The organism is Campylobacter sp. MIT 21-1684 (genome assembly GCF_026241315.1).
In the GTDB taxonomy this organism is placed as follows: domain Bacteria; phylum Campylobacterota; class Campylobacteria; order Campylobacterales; family Campylobacteraceae; genus Campylobacter_D.
Genome location: NZ_JAPHNA010000016.1, coordinates 12,697 through 32,710, shown reverse-complemented (window position 1 = coordinate 32,710; position 20,014 = coordinate 12,697). Strand labels below are relative to the sequence as shown.

At 31.6% G+C, this 20,014-nt stretch carries 18 protein-coding genes; all 18 read right to left on the bottom strand.

Translation table 11 applies throughout. The features are described 5' to 3' along the window. Positions 1–22 precede the first annotated feature (22 nt). The 18 genes from OQH62_RS06810 to OQH62_RS06725 all read right to left on the bottom strand — a co-directional run bounded on the left by OQH62_RS06810 (position 23) and on the right by OQH62_RS06725 (position 20,013). Positions 23–2,764 (bottom strand): RecB-like helicase, encoded by a 2,742-nt coding sequence (locus OQH62_RS06810; protein WP_266015615.1) that lies wholly within the window; start codon positions 2,762–2,764, stop codon positions 23–25. Then, on the bottom strand, positions 2,761–5,145 hold the full coding sequence (locus tag OQH62_RS06805) for a PD-(D/E)XK nuclease family protein (protein ID WP_266015613.1): 2,385 nt from the start codon (positions 5,143–5,145) through the stop codon (positions 2,761–2,763). The genes OQH62_RS06810 and OQH62_RS06805 overlap by 4 nt, the downstream gene beginning before the upstream one ends. Positions 5,146–5,155: 10 nt before the next feature. Beyond that, entirely contained in the window at positions 5,156–5,674 is a 519-nt protein-coding gene (locus OQH62_RS06800; protein WP_266015610.1) for a FixH family protein, read from the bottom strand. Continuing rightward, complete coding sequence (locus tag OQH62_RS06795; protein ID WP_266015608.1) at positions 5,667–6,257, bottom strand: hypothetical protein; 591 nt, start codon at positions 6,255–6,257, stop codon at positions 5,667–5,669. The genes OQH62_RS06800 and OQH62_RS06795 overlap by 8 nt, the downstream gene beginning before the upstream one ends. Then, a complete protein-coding gene (locus OQH62_RS08760; RefSeq protein WP_266015605.1) occupies positions 6,254–6,355 on the bottom strand; it encodes a hypothetical protein in 102 nt (33 codons plus the stop codon). Before OQH62_RS08760 ends, OQH62_RS06795 begins: the two co-directional genes overlap by 4 nt. After that, positions 6,352–6,573 (bottom strand): DUF4006 family protein, encoded by a 222-nt coding sequence (locus OQH62_RS06785; protein WP_266015604.1) that lies wholly within the window; start codon positions 6,571–6,573, stop codon positions 6,352–6,354. The genes OQH62_RS08760 and OQH62_RS06785 overlap by 4 nt, the downstream gene beginning before the upstream one ends. Continuing rightward, positions 6,570–7,433 (bottom strand): c-type cytochrome, encoded by an 864-nt coding sequence (locus tag OQH62_RS06780; protein WP_266015602.1) that lies wholly within the window; start codon positions 7,431–7,433, stop codon positions 6,570–6,572. Before OQH62_RS06780 ends, OQH62_RS06785 begins: the two co-directional genes overlap by 4 nt. Continuing rightward, complete coding sequence (locus OQH62_RS06775; protein ID WP_266015599.1) at positions 7,433–7,696, bottom strand: cytochrome c oxidase, cbb3-type, CcoQ subunit; 264 nt, start codon at positions 7,694–7,696, stop codon at positions 7,433–7,435. The genes OQH62_RS06780 and OQH62_RS06775 overlap by 1 nt, the downstream gene beginning before the upstream one ends. 4 nt (positions 7,697–7,700) lie before the next feature. Beyond that, positions 7,701–8,366, bottom strand: coding sequence for a cytochrome-c oxidase, cbb3-type subunit II (gene ccoO, locus OQH62_RS06770; protein WP_266015597.1), 666 nt, complete (start codon positions 8,364–8,366; stop codon positions 7,701–7,703). A gap of 12 nt (positions 8,367–8,378) precedes the next feature. Then, complete coding sequence (gene ccoN, locus OQH62_RS06765) at positions 8,379–9,845, bottom strand: cytochrome-c oxidase, cbb3-type subunit I (protein WP_266015595.1); 1,467 nt, start codon at positions 9,843–9,845, stop codon at positions 8,379–8,381. 148 nt (positions 9,846–9,993) lie between these two features. Continuing rightward, entirely contained in the window at positions 9,994–10,665 is a 672-nt protein-coding gene (locus OQH62_RS06760; protein WP_266015593.1) for a sulfite exporter TauE/SafE family protein, read from the bottom strand. After that, positions 10,662–11,780, bottom strand: a complete 1,119-nt coding sequence (carA, locus tag OQH62_RS06755; RefSeq protein ID WP_266015591.1) for a glutamine-hydrolyzing carbamoyl-phosphate synthase small subunit — start codon at positions 11,778–11,780, stop codon at positions 10,662–10,664. The genes OQH62_RS06760 and carA overlap by 4 nt, the downstream gene beginning before the upstream one ends. Before the next feature lie 5 nt (positions 11,781–11,785). After that, a complete protein-coding gene (locus OQH62_RS06750) occupies positions 11,786–12,337 on the bottom strand; it encodes a DUF507 family protein (protein WP_266015589.1) in 552 nt (183 codons plus the stop codon). A gap of 65 nt (positions 12,338–12,402) precedes the next feature. Beyond that, positions 12,403–12,921, bottom strand: a complete 519-nt coding sequence (locus OQH62_RS06745; RefSeq protein WP_266015587.1) for a MotE family protein — start codon at positions 12,919–12,921, stop codon at positions 12,403–12,405. Next, the gene (locus tag OQH62_RS06740) at positions 12,914–13,342 is read right to left on the bottom strand and encodes a flagellar export protein FliJ (RefSeq protein WP_266015585.1); all 429 of its coding nucleotides are present in this window, start codon (positions 13,340–13,342) and stop codon (positions 12,914–12,916) included. Before OQH62_RS06740 ends, OQH62_RS06745 begins: the two co-directional genes overlap by 8 nt. Further along, entirely contained in the window at positions 13,339–14,589 is a 1,251-nt protein-coding gene (locus tag OQH62_RS06735) for an adenylosuccinate synthase (protein WP_266015583.1), read from the bottom strand. Before OQH62_RS06735 ends, OQH62_RS06740 begins: the two co-directional genes overlap by 4 nt. Before the next feature lie 131 nt (positions 14,590–14,720). Further along, positions 14,721–16,505, bottom strand: a complete 1,785-nt coding sequence (locus OQH62_RS06730; protein WP_266015581.1) for a sodium:solute symporter family transporter — start codon at positions 16,503–16,505, stop codon at positions 14,721–14,723. Then, complete coding sequence (locus OQH62_RS06725) at positions 16,486–20,013, bottom strand: proline dehydrogenase family protein (protein WP_266015579.1); 3,528 nt, start codon at positions 20,011–20,013, stop codon at positions 16,486–16,488. The genes OQH62_RS06730 and OQH62_RS06725 overlap by 20 nt, the downstream gene beginning before the upstream one ends. Position 20,014: the final 1 nt, after the last annotated feature.

Below are 20,014 nucleotides of genomic sequence, written 5' to 3'. Positions count from 1 at the left end.
AGCATAATTTAATTTGCAAAGCTTACACTTCACAGACACAAATTTCATTTTTTAAACAGTAGAAAAGAAATGCTTTTGTAATCTTTTTTTGTAAAATCGCATTCACAGCATTTTTATACACTCTCACCTGCTCCTCGTCTTTGTCCTTCATACTTATTCCTGTTTTGTAATCAAGAATATATGCCTCATCTTCACTTAGGGCAAGTAAATCGAGTCGTTTAATCTCTCCTTGAAAACTTAAATTTTGTTCTTTAAAAAGTTGTTTGCCATTAATCAAAACTCTAAAATTTTCATCATAATAAAGCCTTTGCACGCTTTGAAAAAGCTCTGAAAAATCTTCTTTGCTTAAAAAATATCTGAATTTATCTTTTGTCTTTTCACACAGCGAAGAAAAATTCTTACCTTCATTTAAATCAAGTCTTTGCATAAAAAAATGAAAAGCCTCTCCAAAATATTTTTCTTTAGAATGAGACAGCTCTACGCTTTGTACTTCTTGTTTTGGTATTTTTTCGAAAGGCTCTAAAACAGATTCTTCTCTTACCTTCTTTATCACTTCGTGTTTTTGAGTATCAAGAAAACCTCTATCCTGCTCTTGTAAGAAAAGAAAAGTACCATTTTTTTGACAAAAATAACTTGGATTGTTACCATTTACCGATTTTTCATTTCTTTTAATAACAATAAGAGCGTTTTTTGCTCTTGTAAAAGCTACATAAAGTTTGTTTAAATCCTCATCGTCATCGGCTTCTTGTCTTTTTTCCAAAAATTTCATATAAGAAGGTTCTTTGAGAGTTTTTCGTATCAAACTTCTCATTTTAAGCTCCCAACCCTTAACGGTATCAAATTCAAAAAGTATTTTTTGGGTATTCCTATCAGACCTTGAAAGCGAATCAAGTAAAATCACATTTTCAAATTCCAAACCTTTAGATTTATGAACAGTCATAATGCTTATACCCATATTTTGCTCACTCACTATTTTCAAAGGACAAGGCTCAAAAAGAAGTTGCAAAAAATTTACTTTATTAAAGGCATATTCAACAAACTGTACCAAAGCCACATCATTAAGATCAAGACTCAGTTTTTCAATCAAATAAAGGACAACTTGGGCTGGATTTTTACATAAATCAAGTTGTAGTCTTGGAAACTCTTTTCCTAAAAGCTCTTTTAAAAAATAGGAATAAAACTCATCACCAAAAATACAAAATTTCGCATATTCAAGCACAGCTTTTACACTAGCTTTACGTTCTAATAGTACATTGCTTTCAGTAAAAGCGGGAATCTTTTGTTCTTTCAAAAAATCTAAAATAAAGTCTGCATCATCATTCTTCCAACATAAAATACAAATAGTATCAAGTTTGATATTTTTACTCTGCAAGAAGATAAGTTCTTGCAACAAAGCTTCTAAAGTCTTTGTTTTAATTTCCTTTTGAGTATTTTCTTGCGAACTTACAATGCGAACAAATCCACCCTTCTTGCTTTCATCTTTTGGTATTTTTTGCGCGATATAATGACTGTACTTCCCTTTGAAAGTATCATTTATAAAATCAACGAGAACTTCAGAACTACGATAATTTGTATCAAGGCTTTCTTTTTGAATTTGTGAAAATCTCTTTTGCAAATCATCAAAAAGCTCTTTTTTTCCATTACGAAAGCGGTAAATACTTTGCTTTTTATCTCCAACATAAAAAAAACTTCTTTTTTCTTTAACACCTATACCAGACACTAGCTCTTCTATGATAGGAAGTAAAATGTGATATTGAATTACATTTGTATCCTGAAATTCATCGATAAGCAAATGGGAAATTTTTCCATCAAGTCTAAAATAAATCATCTCTTTATCTTTACTCATAATAAGATCAAAAACTCTTCTACTTACATCACTAAATGTTAAGGTATTCTTTTGGCTGTGTATGAAATTTTTGGCTTTAATAAAATAGTGCAGCCATTTCATTAAATTTGCTGTTTGATAAGTTTCAAATTCATTTGCATAGTATTGCAAAGCATTGACAAAATCTTCTTTTTTGTCTCTAAAAACACTGTCTTGAAGCTTTGATATATAATTATCTTCTTTGAAAAAAGAGCTTTTTAAAAAAATATTTAAATCAAAATCTTTCTCTTTAAAAAACGAATTGATTTTCTTATCATTAAGACTTAAAGCATATGTTTTTAATGCTTGATAAGTTTTGTAAATATTTTCTTTATTTGGACATTGTGCCTTTGGATATTCTTGCATAAAGGCATTTTTATAGAGAGTATCAAGCATTGTATGAAAATCTTTTTTGTTTTCATCTGTTTGAAACATATATAAAGCTAAATCTTTCAGCTCATCACTGCCTAAAAGTTTTATGAAAGTGGTAAAAACATCAAGCTTATCGCAAAGAACAAAATCGCTGCTTAATCCTAAATTTAAAGCAAAACTCCGCAAAATTTTACTAAAGAAAGCATCAAAAGTATAAATCCTAAGTTCACTCTGCAAGAATTCTCGTTTTCTTTTGTCTCTTAATTGAAGTAAATGATTTTTATCTGTGTTCAAAAGCTTACAGAGTTCTTTGCACTCTGCATTTTTTTCTTCTTTTTCTAAATGCAAAAAAGTTTCAATAATCCTTTTTTGCATCTCATTAGCTGCTTTTTTTGTAAAAGTAATTGCAAGGATTTCATTGATCCTTGCTCCTTGCAACAAAAGAGTAATAAAACGAATACTTAAAGCAAAAGTTTTACCACTCCCAGCACTTGCTTCTAAGGCAAGAAAAGCCTTAAATTGATTCATTTTAAATCTTTTTCATAAAGGAGTCTGTAAGGACAAAAGTCTTTTTTGTTTCCATTTTCAAATATATAAACTTTTTCTTCCATAAATTCAATAAGCTGCTCCTTTAAATCCTCAAGACTTTTTGGATTTTTTCCATTTGTTCTGTCTAAGGATTTTTTCATATCATAAAAAAATGCTTGAGCTTTCTCATCATACAAAGCCTGATAAAATGCCAACTGATAAGAATTATCCTCTATTTCACCACTTTTATAATCAAGAATGAGATTTTTTCCATTACATTCATCTATACGGTCAATTTTTCCACTTATACAAACACTTTTCGTATCTGTGAGAAAAAAATCCTTTGTAACACTGCATTCAACTTCTTTAACCCTGAATCCTTGCGAAAAATATTTTTTCTCATTTTCTGCAAATTGAACAAAACGCAATTTCAAAATTTCAATTTCAAATGGAGAGAGAAGGTTTTTTTTATTTTCCTGCTCTAAAAGTTTCAGAAAAACAGCTGTATCAAAATTGTTCGGATTTTGCTTGTAATGCAGTTCTAAAATTTTATGTATAAAAATACCTAAATGTGTTGCTTGTTTTTCATCATTAAATGGTCTTGGTTCTTTAAGTTTTAGAATATATTGGTAATAATATGTTCTTTTCTTTTTTAAAAAAAGATTAAAACGACTAAAAGAAAGGGGTGAAGAAAAAAGATTGTATTTTAGTGTAGGAGGTTCTAGCGGTTCTAAATTTGGCTTAATGCCTTCATATCCAAGTTTGAAAGCATTTAAATAAGACTTGGCTTGAATTTCAGTCTCTTCTACAAATTCAAAATCAAGTTCATTGAGAAAACGTGTTGCAAAATTATGCTCATTTTCCACACAACAAATACTCACCTTTTGTGCGTTTTTCATTAAACTTTCATAATAAAATCTCTGCAAATTTTCACGTTTTTCATAACTTATCAATCCAGCTTTTTTACGAATTTCATTATTTAAAAACAGCTCATTGACACTTCGTTTTGGAATAACATTGTCGTTAAAATCAAGGATAACAACCCCATCAAAGCAAAGTCCTCTACTTTCTAAAATTCCCATAGCAGTAACTTTTCCGCCATCAACATTGCTCAGTCTTAATGTTGCAATCTGCAAAAAGAAAAGTTCAAGCACTTCTTTGAGTGTTAAAATATGTTTCTTTAGCAAATCTTTTAAAAAAAACAGTTCAGTTTCAATCAAATACAAAAGTTCTTTATAATAAAACTTCTTTTGCTCATCTTGTAAAAAAACATACACTAAAGTATTAAAATACTCCTCTTCATAAGGCTTGTCAAAATGCATTTTAAAAGTTTTAAAATCAAGCTTCAAAGAATGCAAGAGAGTATTGTAGTACTCAAATTTCATAGTACTATCTTCAAAATAATCACTCCTTTCATCAAAATGAAACTCTTGCTCATTTGCACTCTCATACAAAGCCAAAAGTTTTTGATAAAAACCACTTTCCTTGATACTAATACCATTTGCAAAATTAAACATCTTGTCTTTATCATACAATCTCAAAAGTTCACAAAATTTTTCATCAGGTGTTATAAGTACTATATTTTCAGGCTTCATACCCGCCCTAATATATTTTGAAATTTCATCTTTAGCAAAACAGAACTGTAAGCTTCTAAGTTCAAATTTTTTTACCTTACATTTTCTATTCTTTGCTTCAAAAGCTTTTTCTTCAAGTATCTGTTTTGTGCTGATATTGATTTTATATTCTCTGTTTGCTTTGAGAATAACAGTCTCTAAAATATCAAGCTTTGAAAGAATATCTAAGGTAAAATGACTCGTTTTACAGTGTAAAAATACTTGTTTTTTTTGAGCAAGTTGGGCTAAAAGATCTTCTTCAAATTTGCTTAAAAAACCTTCCAATTCATAAACAATCTCATCAAAAGTTTCTAAAAAATCCTCATCAAGCACATATTGACTTGGCAAGGAAATATCATCATATAAATTTTCTTGTTGAAGCAAAAGGAGGTATGTATGAAAAACTTCATCTAAAATTTCTAAATGTTCATTATAACTAGCATAATAATCATTATTTTTCAATTCATCAATAGTTTTTTTTTCAAAAGCTAATTCTCTAAAAAAAGAAAAAAGATAGTGATTGTTTTTTAAAAAAAAGAAAAATTCATTCGAAATTCCAAGCTCCTTTTCTAAATTTTTACTTTGTTTGCACGCTTTTTGCATTAAAAGCAAGGTTTCATATTTATTTGCTTTTCTAGCTTTTACCAAACATATATTCTCTAAAAAATCTTCAACACTCATAGCAGAATCAAGCAAGGAATTGCTGTTTTTGCATTCGTTAAAATACTCTTTGAGCTTCCTTTTTGAATTAAATATATGAAGTCTCACTCAAACTCTCTTATAATACATTAAGTTCATAAGAAAAAAATCCTACAGCCAAATTATGGGCTTGTAATTTTAACTTAAGCTGCCATCTTCCTTTTTCAAGTTTTGGTAAAACAAGAGTTAAATGTCCATTGCTTATATACCCTTGCAAACTTCTATCAGCTGCATTTGTATGAGGTCTTGTGAGAATAAACTCACCTTGTAATTTTTCAGCTTCTACACTACTTAAAGCTTGTATGTTAAATTCTACCTTGTTTGTTGCTGAGTCGATACTATACATTTTTATTTGTCTTTTTCCTTGTAGTTGTACTTTATCATTTTTAAAAGTAATTCTAAAAAGTTTATCAAATTCGGCTTGCTTTTTTTGAATATCATTAAAAGAATTTTCGACATTTTGATAACTGTCAAAATAAAAATCATCCTCATAAACTGGATAATGACTTGCAAAAATGATAGTAGCAATACACGCAAGTACAATGGCAAAAAGCGAGAGTACAATTCCATAAGGCCAAAAGGTTTTTTTCTTATTCATACCGTTCCTTTCTTTTCATCCTTCTTTGAATGTAATACAACAAAGCAAAACAGACAAATCCATAAATAAGAATTCTTAAAATGTTGAGCGTATCGCGATTAGCATTCCCTATGGTATGTTCCAAATTGATACCTCGAGCTTGGGCAATTCTTTCTACTATATCAGAATAACCATTTAAAATTGCCGCGTTATAAATATCACCTTTCTTTGTAGCTAAAATAGGCAGAATAGAACCGGTACCTGAATAAGGACTAAGAATCACTTCTTTATCAATCAAAGCCAAAGCACCTTTAGAACCTATAATATCAACTTTATGAGAAGCTTTTGACAAAACAAGGAGGAGATGAGAATTAGGCAAAGAATTGTGTCTTTGAATCAAATCTTCAAATAATGTTTTATCTCCTACGGCAACACCTACAAAAATTCCTGTTTTTTCATAAAGTTCTTTTCCTATAAGAGTAATCTCATTTTCGACCTTTTGGCTCAAAACACCTTCATTAAGAATAACAATATTTTGCCCAAAAAGAAAAAAAGGAAAAAAGAAAAAGGCAAGCAAAAAGCTGCCTTGAATATCTTTTTTCATCCTATATTAAGATGATTTGGGCTCAAAACTGACCAAGCTGTAATTACGGCTGTAACAATCAAACCAATAACAATCAAATATTCTAGTAGTTTATTCATTGCAACTCCTTAATGATTTTATACTCCTCAGTCTTAGAGCCTATCATTTTGACATTTTGAATATCTTTGAGCGCATACGGTTTTTGCATCACTTCTTGCTGTGCTTTTATACCCCAAATTGTAAGAACAACTAAAATTGCTAACAAAAGCAAAGTAGCTATCAACATTCCTGTTACACCAGAAAGAGAGAACACACATCTTTTTGTATTTTCCATCACTCACTCCTTGAAAGAGAAATTACATATTCGCCAACGGCTTCTTTTTGAATATCATTCAAAGTAGGAAAACTTGGCATTTTTCCGATAAACCCGTCTTTACCACTTTTTAATACATCTACAACAAAGCTTGAAGACCCATATTTACTCAGATCTGGGAAGATTCCTTCCTGACCTTTTCCATCTTCACCGTGGCAAGCTGCACAGCTTGCATACGCTTCTTTTCCTTTGGCAAGTAAATTTTCATTGTTAGTTTGTTTAATAGCTGAAAGCTCTTTTGCTACGTAAGCAGCAATAGCAACAATATCTTCCTCTGCTATACCCAAATCAGCTGCTGCAGGCATTTCACCGCCCGGAAAATTCATACCTTTAGAGCCGGTCCTAATAACTTCAACAAGCCCCTCTTCACTTCCCCAAATATTCAAATTTTGAGCTTTACCATTAATGCCATCAGCAGTAATTCCGTGACAAGCAGAACATTGTACTAAAAAGATATTTTCTCCCATAAGTTTTTTATCTTCAAGAGATAGATTATGGAACTTTTCTTCAAATTTAGCATTATGGGCTGCAACTTCCTCATTATACTCTCCTATTCGTGAATACGAACCCAAAGGATAACCCCATAAAAAATACCAAATTGTCCAAACTATAGTAAGAAAAAATATTATAGCCCAACCTGTAGGAATAGGATTTTTATATTCTTTTATATTATCCCAACTATGCTCACTAAGCTCAGCTTCGCCTTTTTTTTCTTTCATTTGAGCAAATATCCTACTTACAACCACAAATGTGATTAAAATGATAAGAATAGCTCCAATCAAAGATAAAAGATTAACATTATCTTCTAAATTGAACCACTGCATTAAGCACTCCTTTTATTTTCTACAATACTATCATCAAGGTCATCATCTAAAGCAAGTCTGGCATATTTTTCGTAATCTCTTTCGCCTCTTCTTTCGCTTCTATAAAGATGAAAACAATACGCATATAAAATTATCACTAAAAAAACCACAAGTATAAAAAATCCATATCCTTGAAAGATTTCCCATTCGTATTTTTCAATTGCTGATGAATTTAGTGTGATTATATTTTTCATCACACTAAAAAAAATTCCCAAACCTTCCATATCTTTACTTTAAGCTATTAAGGTATGCAATTAAAGCGATTATTTCTTTAATCTCACCACGTTCAAAAGCATCTTTCACTTCTTGATTTTTCATTTGTGCTACAATAGTTTCAGCCTCTGCTTTAACTTCAGCTTGTGCTTCTTCCCAAGTACCAAGCCTTGTTTGTCCTTCTACATCATAAGGAACATTAAAAACTTTCTTCACAGTTAAAGCTTCTGCATAGGCTGTTTGTATATCAGCGTTTTTGACAAACATATGTTTATAAGCAGGCATAATAGAACCGGGGACAACAGAAGTAGGGTCAAACATATGATTTTCGTGCCAATCGCTTGTTCTATAATTGCCCACTCTTGCTAAATCAGGCCCCGTTCTCTTTGAACCCCATAAAAAAGGTCTATCATAGGCAAATTCACCACTTAAAGAATACATACCGTAACGATCAGTTTCTGATTTAAAAGGACGAATGAGTTGCGAATGGCAGGCATTACAGCTATCTTTTATATAAATTTGACGACCTGCAAGCTGCAGGACTGTATAAGGTTTTTTTCCTTCAATAGGTCTTGCATTCTCAGTAAAATTTGGCAAAACTTCAATAACACCTGCATAAGCGATAACAAGAAACACTGCTACAGCAAAAAAGAATGGATTTTTTTCTAACCAAGCAAACATTTTTTTTCTCCTTTATGCTGCCATGGGAGAAGCACTTTTTGGTTCTCTATCAAGCACTTTTCCATAGACTATTGATTTATAAATATTATAAGAAAACATAAAAAATCCTATAAGATACAAGAAACCACCTATCGCTCTAATCCAATAATAAGGAACTATGGCCAAAACAGTATCGATAAAACTATAAAGAAGATTTCCATACTGATCAGTTGCCCTCCACATCATACCTTGAGTAATACCTGCTATCCACATTGAACTAAAATATAAAACGATACCGGTAGTTTGAATCCAAAATTGTATTTCCATTAATGATTTACTATAAAGTTCTCTTTTGAAAATTCTAGGAGTCATATGATATAAAGCTGCCATAGTCATAAAACCTACCCAACCAAGTGTTCCATCGTGTACGTGGCCGGGTATCCAATCTGTAAAATGTGCTAAAGCATTCACTGATTTAATTGAAAGTATAGGTCCTTCTAAGGTAGAAAACATATAGAAAGTTGAAGCAAGTATCATAAATTTAATTAAAGGACTCTCGCGTAATTGCTCCCATTCGCCCTTCATAGTAAGTAAAATATTCATAGCCGAACCCCAAGAAGGTAAGATAAGAACAATTGAAAAAATCGAACCCATAGTTTGCATCCAATCAGGCACGGTTGAATAAATTAAATGGTGTCCTCCAGCCCACAAATAAACAAACATTAAGCCCCAAAAAGCAAAAAGCGATAATTTATATGAAAAAATTGACTGCCCACTTTCTTTTGGCAAAAAATAATAAATTTGAGCAATAATACCTACCGTAAAAACAAAAGCCACAGCATTATGTCCATACCACCATTGCACTAAAGCATCATTAGTACCTGCATACATTGAAACACTGTGCCACCAATTGCCCATTCCGCTTACAAAATAAGTCGGTACAGCCATATTGTTAAACAGATAAAGCATAGCGATACCTAAAAAAGTAGCTATATAATACCAAACTGAAATATACAGTATTTTCTCACGACGAATCCCAATAAGCCCAAAAATACTTACGCCCCACAAAACCCAAACCAAAACAACAAGTATATCAAGAGGCCATTCAAGTTCGGCATATTCTTTAGAAGTAGAAACTCCGGCAAAAAGAGTAAATATTGCACAGATCATTGTAAGCATATAAAGCCAAAAATGGATTTTGCCTACAACCATCAAAAAGCTTGATTCTGCCATACTTACCTTAAGAACTCGTTGTCCTATATAGTACCAAGTTGCCCAAATTCCAGAAAGCATAAAACCAAAAATCACACCCGAAGTATGAAGCGGTCTAAGTCTTGAAAAAGTAGCATATTCACCTGCTAAGTAATTAAGATCAGGATAAGCCATCTGAAAAGCTATAAAAGTTCCTATAGCCATACCTACAATCCCAAACAATATAGTTGCAAGCATAAAATATTTTGCAACAGTATAATCGTAATTTAAAGCATTACCTGGGTGCATTAATGTTCTCCTTATAATTGAGATAAAACTGAATATTATAAAATATTAATTATAGATTTTTTCTTAAAATAGGCATTTTCTTTCTACTGCATTCTTATGATTTGAAATTTGCCTTATTTTATTCAAACAAAAATGAGACAAGATGCTTTTAAACAAAAGTTCTCAATCCCATATATGAAAGATAGATTCCATAGCCAATAATAATACAATAAGAAAGCGTGTTAAAAACTTTTTTAAGAGTATGAAGCATTTGAGCTAATTGTGAAAAAAAAAGCATAGCCGGTACTGTTGATAAACCAAAAAGAAGCATTACAAAAAGACTCTCACTTAAGGAATCTTTACTCATTGCATTAGCTAAGAAAAAATAAACCAAACCACAAGGTACAAAACCGTTAGCAAAGCCTAAAATTACAGCTGATTTTACACCTTTATACTGCATTGCTTTTCGGATTATTTTCATATTATAAGCAGTAAAAAAATTCAAATTTTCAATACAAGCAAGTATCTTTCCTCGAAAAAGCAAAGCAAAACCTAGTACAGTCATAAAAATACCAAGTATGAATAAACTAAAACTTTGAATTTGAGCATTAAGAGCTAATATATTGCCAAAAAGACCAAAAATTAATCCTAAAACAAGATAGGCGCAAATACGAAAAATATGATACATACAATTTAAAAAGAAGAGTTGATTAGAATTTGCATTAAATGCCATAAATGCTAAAGAAAAACCTCCGCACATAGAATAACAATGGCCAAAACTTGACAAAAATGCTACAATAAAAAGAGTGCCAAATTCGGTAGCGAAAAAATCAAAATTCACATTAAATCTACAAATTCTCTAAAAATATATTTGCTTTCGTGAGGACCAGATGAACTTTCAGGATGATGCTGTACCGAAAGTATAGGATAGTCCTTGTAGCGTACACCTTCTACATTGTCTCCAAAAAGATTACGGTGAGTAATAATTGCAACTTCGCAAAGCTCTTCTGGAACATTATAATTGTGATTCTGTGTTGTAATCTCAATACTCTTTTTTTCCAAATTCATAACAGGATGATTTGTACCGTGTTGCCCAAATTTCATTTTATATGTTTCATATCCAAAAGCATTGCTTAAAAGCTGATGTCCTAAACAGATCCCGAGCATAGGGATTTTTGCCTCAATAAGCTTCTTTAACTCTGCAATCTCATTTTGAAGGATTTTTGGCTCACCCGGACCATTTGAAAGAAAAATACCATTAATTTCTCCTTTTTTGTATAAAGTGATTAACTCATTAGCCTTAACATTATAAGGAAAAATCTCAAGTTCTAAACCTAATTGTGCAAGCTCATTAAGTATATTTGTCTTTACTCCATAATCAATTACAGCAATTTTTTTGCCAATTTTTTTAGGAGTATTGTAATTTTGAGTAGCATTATTCCAAACGCCTTGAATATGTGAGTATCTTTGTGTTGTACTTACCTGCTGAACTAGATTGTTTTCTTGAATTCTCTTTGATTTTTTCAAAGCCATTTCAAGCTCATCTTTGCTTGAAAGTTCAGTAGATATTACAGCTGCTAAATTTCCATTTTCTCGTATCAAATGAACTAAATATCTTGTATCAATACCATAAACACCTATTTTTTCATATTTTTTCAAATAACTTTCTAAGCTCTCTTGGGCTCTAAAATTCGAATATACAGTACTTAATTCTCGTATAAGAATTCCACTTGCAAAAGGCTTTTTGCTTTCATTATCATTGTTATTAGTACCTACAACCCCAATCTCTGGTAAAGAAAAAACTATAAATTGTCCAGCATAAGAAGGATCAGAAATAATCTCTTGATACCCACTCATAGAAGTATTAAAAACAAGCTCACCAAAAAATGTTCCACCTTTACCAAAAGCATAAGCACTAAGAAAAATGCCATTTTCCAAATAAATATAAGCTTTCATGTGTATTAAAACATTCCTCTTTTTTTAAGTTCTTCTTGATAAAGCTTCTCAAAGATAAGCTCATACTCCTCACTTCCGGGTATTGGTTTGCTTTTATAAGAACTGATTTTTTCATACACCTCATCTTCAAGTTTTTCATAAATTTTAAGATATTCTTCAATACTAGAAAAAATCAGATTTTTCACCCTATTTTCACTGACAACAAAATTAATATAATCATATTCTGTAAGTTCTTTTAAAAGAATATGAGATAAATGATTATGTCTGTCTTCATTATTTAGAATAACATTAAATTCTGAAGCAAGCTTACGTTTAACAAGCCAAAACATATTTTTCCTATCAACTTGCATTAATTCCATTTCACTTTCTTGTTCTTCCAAAAGCTCCTTAACTCGCTCTTCAAGCCTTTTTTCATTAATCACATCATTTTCTAAAATTTTTTGAATACAAGTTCTTACTTTTTCCATATCATCTTTAATATCTACAAAAGAACAATGGACTATATCTAAAAGAATTTTATTAGTAATATAAGGTATATGCGGTAATCGTATACGCATTGTTACGCCTTTCTAAATAATTTTCAAATAATAATATATTTTTAGTAAAAGAATGTTAAAAATTTTTAATTGCTTGTATTATTATCTAAACTTTTTAAAAGTAGCGTTAATTCACTTGCTTTTTTTGGTTGCATTTTTGAAAGCACACCTGAAATTTTACGAGATTCTAAAGACAGCATAATTTTACTTGCTTCTTCAACATCCATTTCGCTTAAAACCCCAGCTATAGCCGCATCTTTCATTTGGGAATAAATCTCTTTTACTCTACCTTCAGTTTTATCATCAATAGTTTGTAAAATTCTCTGTTTCTCTTGTAAAAGCCTCTCATTTTCAGCCTTTAAACTTTCAATCTGTGCCAAAGTAGCATTTACTTCAGCTTCCTTTTTACTCAAAGCCTCAAGTCTTTCTTTTTGCAGAATTTCAAAAGAAGCTTTATACGATTCTAAAGCTTGCTTAGCCTCATCAAATTCTCTTGTTTGTACTTCAAGTTGTGCTTTTCTAGCTTCGAAATACTTCTCACAATCTTGCTGTGCTCTCAAAACAAAAACAACAAAAAATAATAAAAAAATAATTTTTCTACTCATATTTTTTCTCCTTAAAAAAACGACTCAAAGCTACCTCATCTAAAAACTTTTGCTCAAGTTTTTCTAAAGCTTTTTGCTGTTCTTTTAATTCTGCTAGTTCTAAAACTTTCATTTTCTCATATTCTAAATGAGCCTTCTGATATAAAAATTCATAGTGCTTTATTTCTTGTTTTGAAAGATCCACTTTCTCTTTCGCTCTTGCTAATGCCTCTCTGCCTACATTCATCATCGCCAAACTTGATTTTAGTTCCGTTATCGACCCTGTATGAGGTAAGGTATTTAAATCTCTATATTCTTCTTGTGAAAGCTTATAAAGCATTTCATTTTCACTCTTTCTTGCTAATGCTTGATGAAGTTTTTTTTCAGCACTATCAAGTTGCCTTTTGCGTACTTGTACAACAGAATCGTATTTACTTTTCATAGTATGATAGTATCTTCTCTTTCAGCGCTTGTGGAAATAAATTGAATTTTTACACCACAAAGTTCCTCAATGCGTACTATATATTTTTTCGCATTTTCAGGAAGTAAATCATAATCATTAATACCAAAAACCTTATCCCAACCTTGCATTTCCTCATAAAGAGGTTTCACATTTTCTAAATCACTAGGCATATAATTAATACGTGTGCCTTTATATTCATACGCATAACAAATTTTTACTTTTTCAAAACCATCCAAAACATCAAGCTTTGTTAAGGCTAAAAAATCAAGTCCATTGAGTCGTGCCGCGTATTTTACAGCCACAGCGTCAAACCAGCCACAGCGTCTCTTACGTCCTGTGCTTGTACCTATCTCTTTTCCTATCGTAGCAAGTTTTTCACCATCTTCACCTTTATCTTCTGTGGGAAAAGCTCCATTTCCAACACGTGTCGTATAAGCTTTTACTATACCTATAATAGAACCAACTTCTTTTGGATTTAATCCAAGACCTGTCAAAGCACCAGCTGCAATAGTATTTGAACTTGTAACATAAGGATAAGTACCGTGATCTATATCAAGCATAGAACCTTGTGCTCCTTCTAACAATACTTTTTTATCCTCATCTAAAGCTTTCCAAAGCATTCTTGTTGTATCAGTGATATAAGGAGTTAAAATTTCATTGAAACGTTGCAAATCGTCTAATAATTCTTCAGCATTTGGAATTTCAATGTGTAAAAAATCTAAAAAACTCTTATTTGCTTTAAAATCTTCCATTAAAGCCTCACAAAGTACTCGAGGATTTAAAAGCTCTCCAAGCCTATGTCCTGTACGGTTGATCTTATCTGCATAGCTTGGTCCTATACCTTTGCCTGTTGTGCCAATAGCATTTTTTCCTTTGAGTTTTTCTTTAGCAATATCTATTAAAGAGTGGTGTCTTAAATTTAAATGAGCCCTAGCGCTTACATACAATCTCCCTTTTAAATTTTCAAACTGCGCCATTTCAGCAATAAGTACTTCGGGAGAAACAACAACACCATTGCCTATGATATTTATACACTCAGGATGTAAAATCCCAGAAGGAACAAGATGAAGAGCGTAACGAATACCATCAACCCAAATAGTATGTCCTGCATTATGCCCACCGGCACTTCGGCAAACAAAGTCGTAATTTTCACACAGTTTATCGACTATCTTTCCTTTGCCTTCATCTCCCCATTGAATACCTACTATAATATCAGCTTTGCTCATTTTGACTGCTTTCTTAAAATTCTTTAGCTTTAAAAATAATTATAACTCTATTTAAATGAAAACTAATTTAAAACAAATAAGCTCTGTCTCCATTAAAGAATGAAAACCGAGCTGTTTTTTTAATAGAAATTCTACTTTTTCATTTCCTTTAACATCTTTTCATATGCTTCTTTTGTCCCCGGTCTCACACAAGTAAAGAGACTTGCCAAAACTATAACCAAAGAAGCAGCTACAAAGCCCGGAACTATCTCATACAAAGGAAAATACTCTCCAATATAATTCTTCCACACAACCACAACCACAGCTCCAGTAATCATTCCTGCAATAGCTCCAATTCGTGTCATTTTGCTCCAAAAAAGCGAAAAAAGCATCACAGAACCAAAACTCGCCCCAAAACCAGCCCAAGCATATGCAACTATACTCAAAACACTTGAATTTTTATCACTTGAGATAAAAAAAGCTATAAGGGCTACAAGCAATACACCCATTTTACCAATATTTAATACGATATGATTTGGGGCATCTGTTTTAAGTATTTTTTTATAAAAATCCTCTGCTAAGGTTGAGCTTGAAACAAGAAGCTGCGAACTTGCTGTACTCATAATTGCTGCTAAAATAGCAGAGAGTAAAACACCTGCTATCCAAGGATTAAACAATAAACCTGACATTACAATAAAAATTTTTTCAGGGTCATTTAAAGAAAGATTAAATTTATTCACATACGCTATGCCTAAAAGTCCTATTGAGCAAGCACCTATCAAACAAAGTACCATCCAAACTATACCTACAAAAGTGGCATTAGGTATATCTCTGATAGAACGAATAGACATAAAACGTACCAAAATATGAGGCTGTCCAAAATACCCAAATCCCCAAGCCAAAGCTGAAATAATACCCAAAATAGAAGTTTCATTAAACCAAGCAAGACGTTGCTTACTAATCAAAGAAATTGTGCTAAAACCTTCAAGCAAAATTTTCAAACTCTCAATATCATTCTCTCTTAAAGCTTGTTCAAGTTTCTTTGAAAATTCTTGAGTGTGAATAGAAGTTTCTCCATTAAAAAGTAAAGAGAATTGAGAAAATGAATCAGGTACATTCTTTGTAGTAAAAATTCTGTCTTTGACATTTTCAAGTTCTTTAATTAGAAGAACAATTTGTTCTTTTGAGCTTTCAGAATCAAGATTAGCAAGAATTTCAGGCGCAGTATCTTGCATTTGAAGAATTCTTTGGCTAGATTGGTCTGAATTGTGGATGTATTTTTCTACCTCACTCAAACCACCTAAATGCATAAGCATTACAATTGGAACGATGATGAGAGCACTCAACATCAACAATCCTTGTATCATATCAGTCCAACATACTGCCTTATACCCTCCAAAAAAAGTATAAGCAACGATAATGAGTGTACCCGTGCTAAGAGCATAATTATACTCTATACCAAAAGTACTTTCAAAAAGTTTTGCTCCACTAATTAATCCAGAAGAAACATAAAAGGTAAAAAAAATCAAAATAACAATAGCACAAATAACTCGTAAAATATGTTTATCATCTGAAAAACGCGTTTCAAAATAATCAGGTATAGTCAAAGAATTGGCAATAGTACTTGTGTAAATTCTTAATCTCTTTGCGACAAAAGTCCAATTTAAAGTAGCTCCAACGACTAAACCTATAGCAATATAAGCTTCTATAAAACCGCTTATAAACAAAGCACCTGGCAAACCCAACAAAAGCCAACCGCTCATATCAGAAGCTCCTGCACTCAAAGCTGAAACCACAGGACCTAAAGAACGACCGCCAAGAAAATAATCCTCTGTATTTTTATTTTTTTTATAAAAATAAAAACCTATAAAAAGCATTAAAACAGCATAAACTATAAATGTAACTGATATTTGAATATTAATTTGCACATTTTCCATTCTCTCTCCTTTGTGCGCTTTCTAGACCACGAATACCTAAATTTCCATAACGATGGTAGGAAATACTTACAGACTTCTCATTATAATACACAAGGAGTTCAAAACGTCCGTTTAACAAAGGTTTCTCACGTGCGATAATTTTCGCATTTTTTGCAGCTTCTTGATAAATTTCATCTTCTGTATTTGCTTTTGCAAAATAACGAATTCTTTCATATCGGGCTATTTTTGGAAGAAAAGAGGTTGTGTTCTCATTAACAAAAACAGCTTGAAGATTGGCACTCTTGCATAATTCTTGCGCAAGAGCTATTTTTTCATTCTTTTCATAACTCAACAACAACCATACTTTTGCAATATTTGCCCCTAAAATTACTCCTAAAATATCCTGCAGACTATCAGTATCACAAACCCTATATACCATATTTTTAACACTTACATAAGAAAAAAGATTCTCTTCTCCTCGAACTTTTACATATTCTTTAACGCTTTGAAATTCATTTCTCTGATAGTAAGCATAAGATTGTGCCATCATAATAGCATTTTCTAAAGCTTCTATATCTTCAGCTTTTGCTTTCAAGCTAAGTTTTGCTAAGCTTTGAGAAAACTCATTATCAAGCAAGGATTCATCAAATTCATTTTGTTTTAATTCTACAAATTGTGTAATATAATTATAAATGCCTACTTTTCTACCAAAACCTATTGCTGATTTTTTTATTCCGCCAAAAGGCTGACGAAGTACTATAGCTCCTGTAGTCGGTTTGTTTATATAAATATTTCCCGCTTCAATTGTATTTGAAAAGAGCTCCCATTCCCTTTCATCTAAACTTTCAAGTCCTGCTGTTAAGCCATAACCTGTAGAATTTGCAAGCTCAATAGCGTTTTGTAAATTTTCTGCTTTCATTACAGTTAAAATCGGTGCAAAAAGCTCATTCATATGCGTGAAATCTTTTTCTCTTGTGCCATATTTAATTCCCGGAGTCATCAAATATTCATTATTATCGATAAAATGCGGTTTTAAAACCCATTCCTCATAAGGTTGTAATTGCTCAAGCGCTTTCATAATTTTTGGACCTGGTTTATCACAAAGTGTTCCAAGTTTATTTTTAAAATGAAAAGGACTGCCCACAGCTAAAGAAGCTGCTGCATCAACTAGAGTCTTTTTAAATTCCTCATCTTCATATACCTCTTTTTCTAAAATAAGTAAAGAGGTGGCTGAACATTTTTGTCCTGAATTCGAAAAGGCTGAATGAATGATATTTTTGATCGCATTGTCTCTATCAGCAAATTTTGTTACTATGGTAGCATTTTTACCTCCTGTTTCAGCACTTAAAAACAAAGTCGCATTAGCTTTAAGTAAGGCATAGGCTGTTTCTTCTCCACCGGTGAGTATGCAAAACTTCACATTTTCATCACAAAGCAAATGCTGTGAAATATCACTCCCTTTAGACGGAAGAAAAATTAAAGCATCCTTGCTAATTCCAGCATCCCAAAAACATTCACACAACTTATAGCCTGTAAGAGTTGAAAGAGAAGAGGGTTTATAAATAACTCTATTACCAGCAGCTAATGGAGCTGCTATTGTACCTGCTGAAATACCTATAGGAAAATTCCACGGAGCTATTGTAACGCCTATACCTTTAGAATGAAAATCTGTTTTTGGATTTTGTTTTTGTAATACTTCTAAAGAATGTGGGTAAAACTCGATAAAATCAATAGCTTCACTTACTTCAGGATCAAGCTCTACAAAAGTTTTTCCTGTTTCTAAACTTGCAAGAGCTATCAAATCTCCTCTTCTTTCTCTTACCAACTGCGCTGCTTTCTTAAAAATTCGATGCAACTCATCATTTGTTTTTTTGCTAAATTGAGAATTTTTTGCTACATCTAAAGCCTGTTTTATTTCATTTTTACCTGCTAAATAAATTTGAGCTAAAGGCTTTGTAGTGATCTTATCTTTTAATTCTATACTTTCTAAATTACTCCATTGTAAATCTCCAACAACAGGATAGATTTTATATTTCTCAAATTTCTCATATTTTTTTCGTAAATTTTTTGCCCATTTTCTATTTTGTGGCAAAGTAAAATCTGTATCACTTTCATTTCTAAATTTTTTCTTCTCATACAAATCTTCAGGCACAATATTTTGATTTCTGTCTTGCTTTCTTCTTGTACTTGTATCAAGTGTTTTAACATTATCAAGGCTGTGTAAAAAAAATTCTTGTTGCTTTTGCCAAGCATTGTCTAAAATCTTAAGATTAAAAAAATGCCTCATAAAATTCTGTTCGCTTGTATTCTCATCAAGTCTTCGAACAAGATACGCTATGGCATTACTAAAATGCTGCTTCTGGCATATTGGAGCATAAAGTATAACATTAGCCATTTGTGAAAGCTCAAAAGAACATTGCAAACTCATACCCTCAAGCATTTCAAAACTAAAAGAATCTAAAGCTCCTACTTGATTTATCCTTGTATAAGCGTAAGCGATTTCAAAAATATTATGACTTGCTATACCTATGTTAATGTATTTAAAATTTTCATCTTTCAGAACAAAATGGAGCATTTTTTTGTAATTACTATCTGTGTCAATTTTTCTTGAAAATGTAGGCAACTCCCAACCTCTTTGTGAGGCGATAGTCTCCTCATTTTCCATATTTGCCCCTTTAACAAAACGAATTTTAATCGGTTTCATTCCTTTTAAAACCCTTTGCTTCGAAAAAGTAACAAGTTGTTTAAGATAGCGATAGGAATCAGGGATATAAGCTTGAAGTACAATTCCAGCACAAATATCAAATTTTCTTATACTTTCCATAAAAGCCGCCACAGTCAATTCAAGATCTCTAAATTCCTCCATATCTAAATTGATAAATTTTGCAACACCCTGCTTTTTTTCCTCCTCTAAAGCAAGGACATAAAGAGTATCAAGTCTTTTAACTATCTCATTTTTAGAATACTCAAAATCCAAACTGCTGATCTGCGAAAAGATAGTTGTGATTTTAATAGAAATATAAGTAATAAAATTTGTTCTTAAGGCTTCTTTGTACTTTTCTATTCGTGCTTGACTTTCAACCTCTCCTAAAACCTCTTCACCAATTAAATTCACATTTAAAGTAATATTTTGATTTTTTCTTTTTTCAATATGTTCTTTGAGAAGAATATAATCAGAATCTAAAACCATATCTTTTGTATCACTTCTTAATTGAGAAATAAAAAAAGGTACACTCAAATTTGGAAAAAATTTCCCATAATGTACAAAAAGAAATAACAAAGCTTTTTCAAACATTGTAAAAAAATCAGCTATGCCGTACTTTTTTAGGATGTGCTCTATTAAATCAAAACTTGCCTTTCTTTCTTTGCAACGAAAAGAACGGTCGAGTAATTCTATAAGCATTACTTTACTTTTAGGGTTACGGAGGAGTTTTTGCATTTTATTATGAAAAGCTCTCTCATTAGAAGAAAGCTTTTCTTCTATTTTGCTTTGCAAATCTTGGGCTAAATCTAAACTTTGCTGTATCATT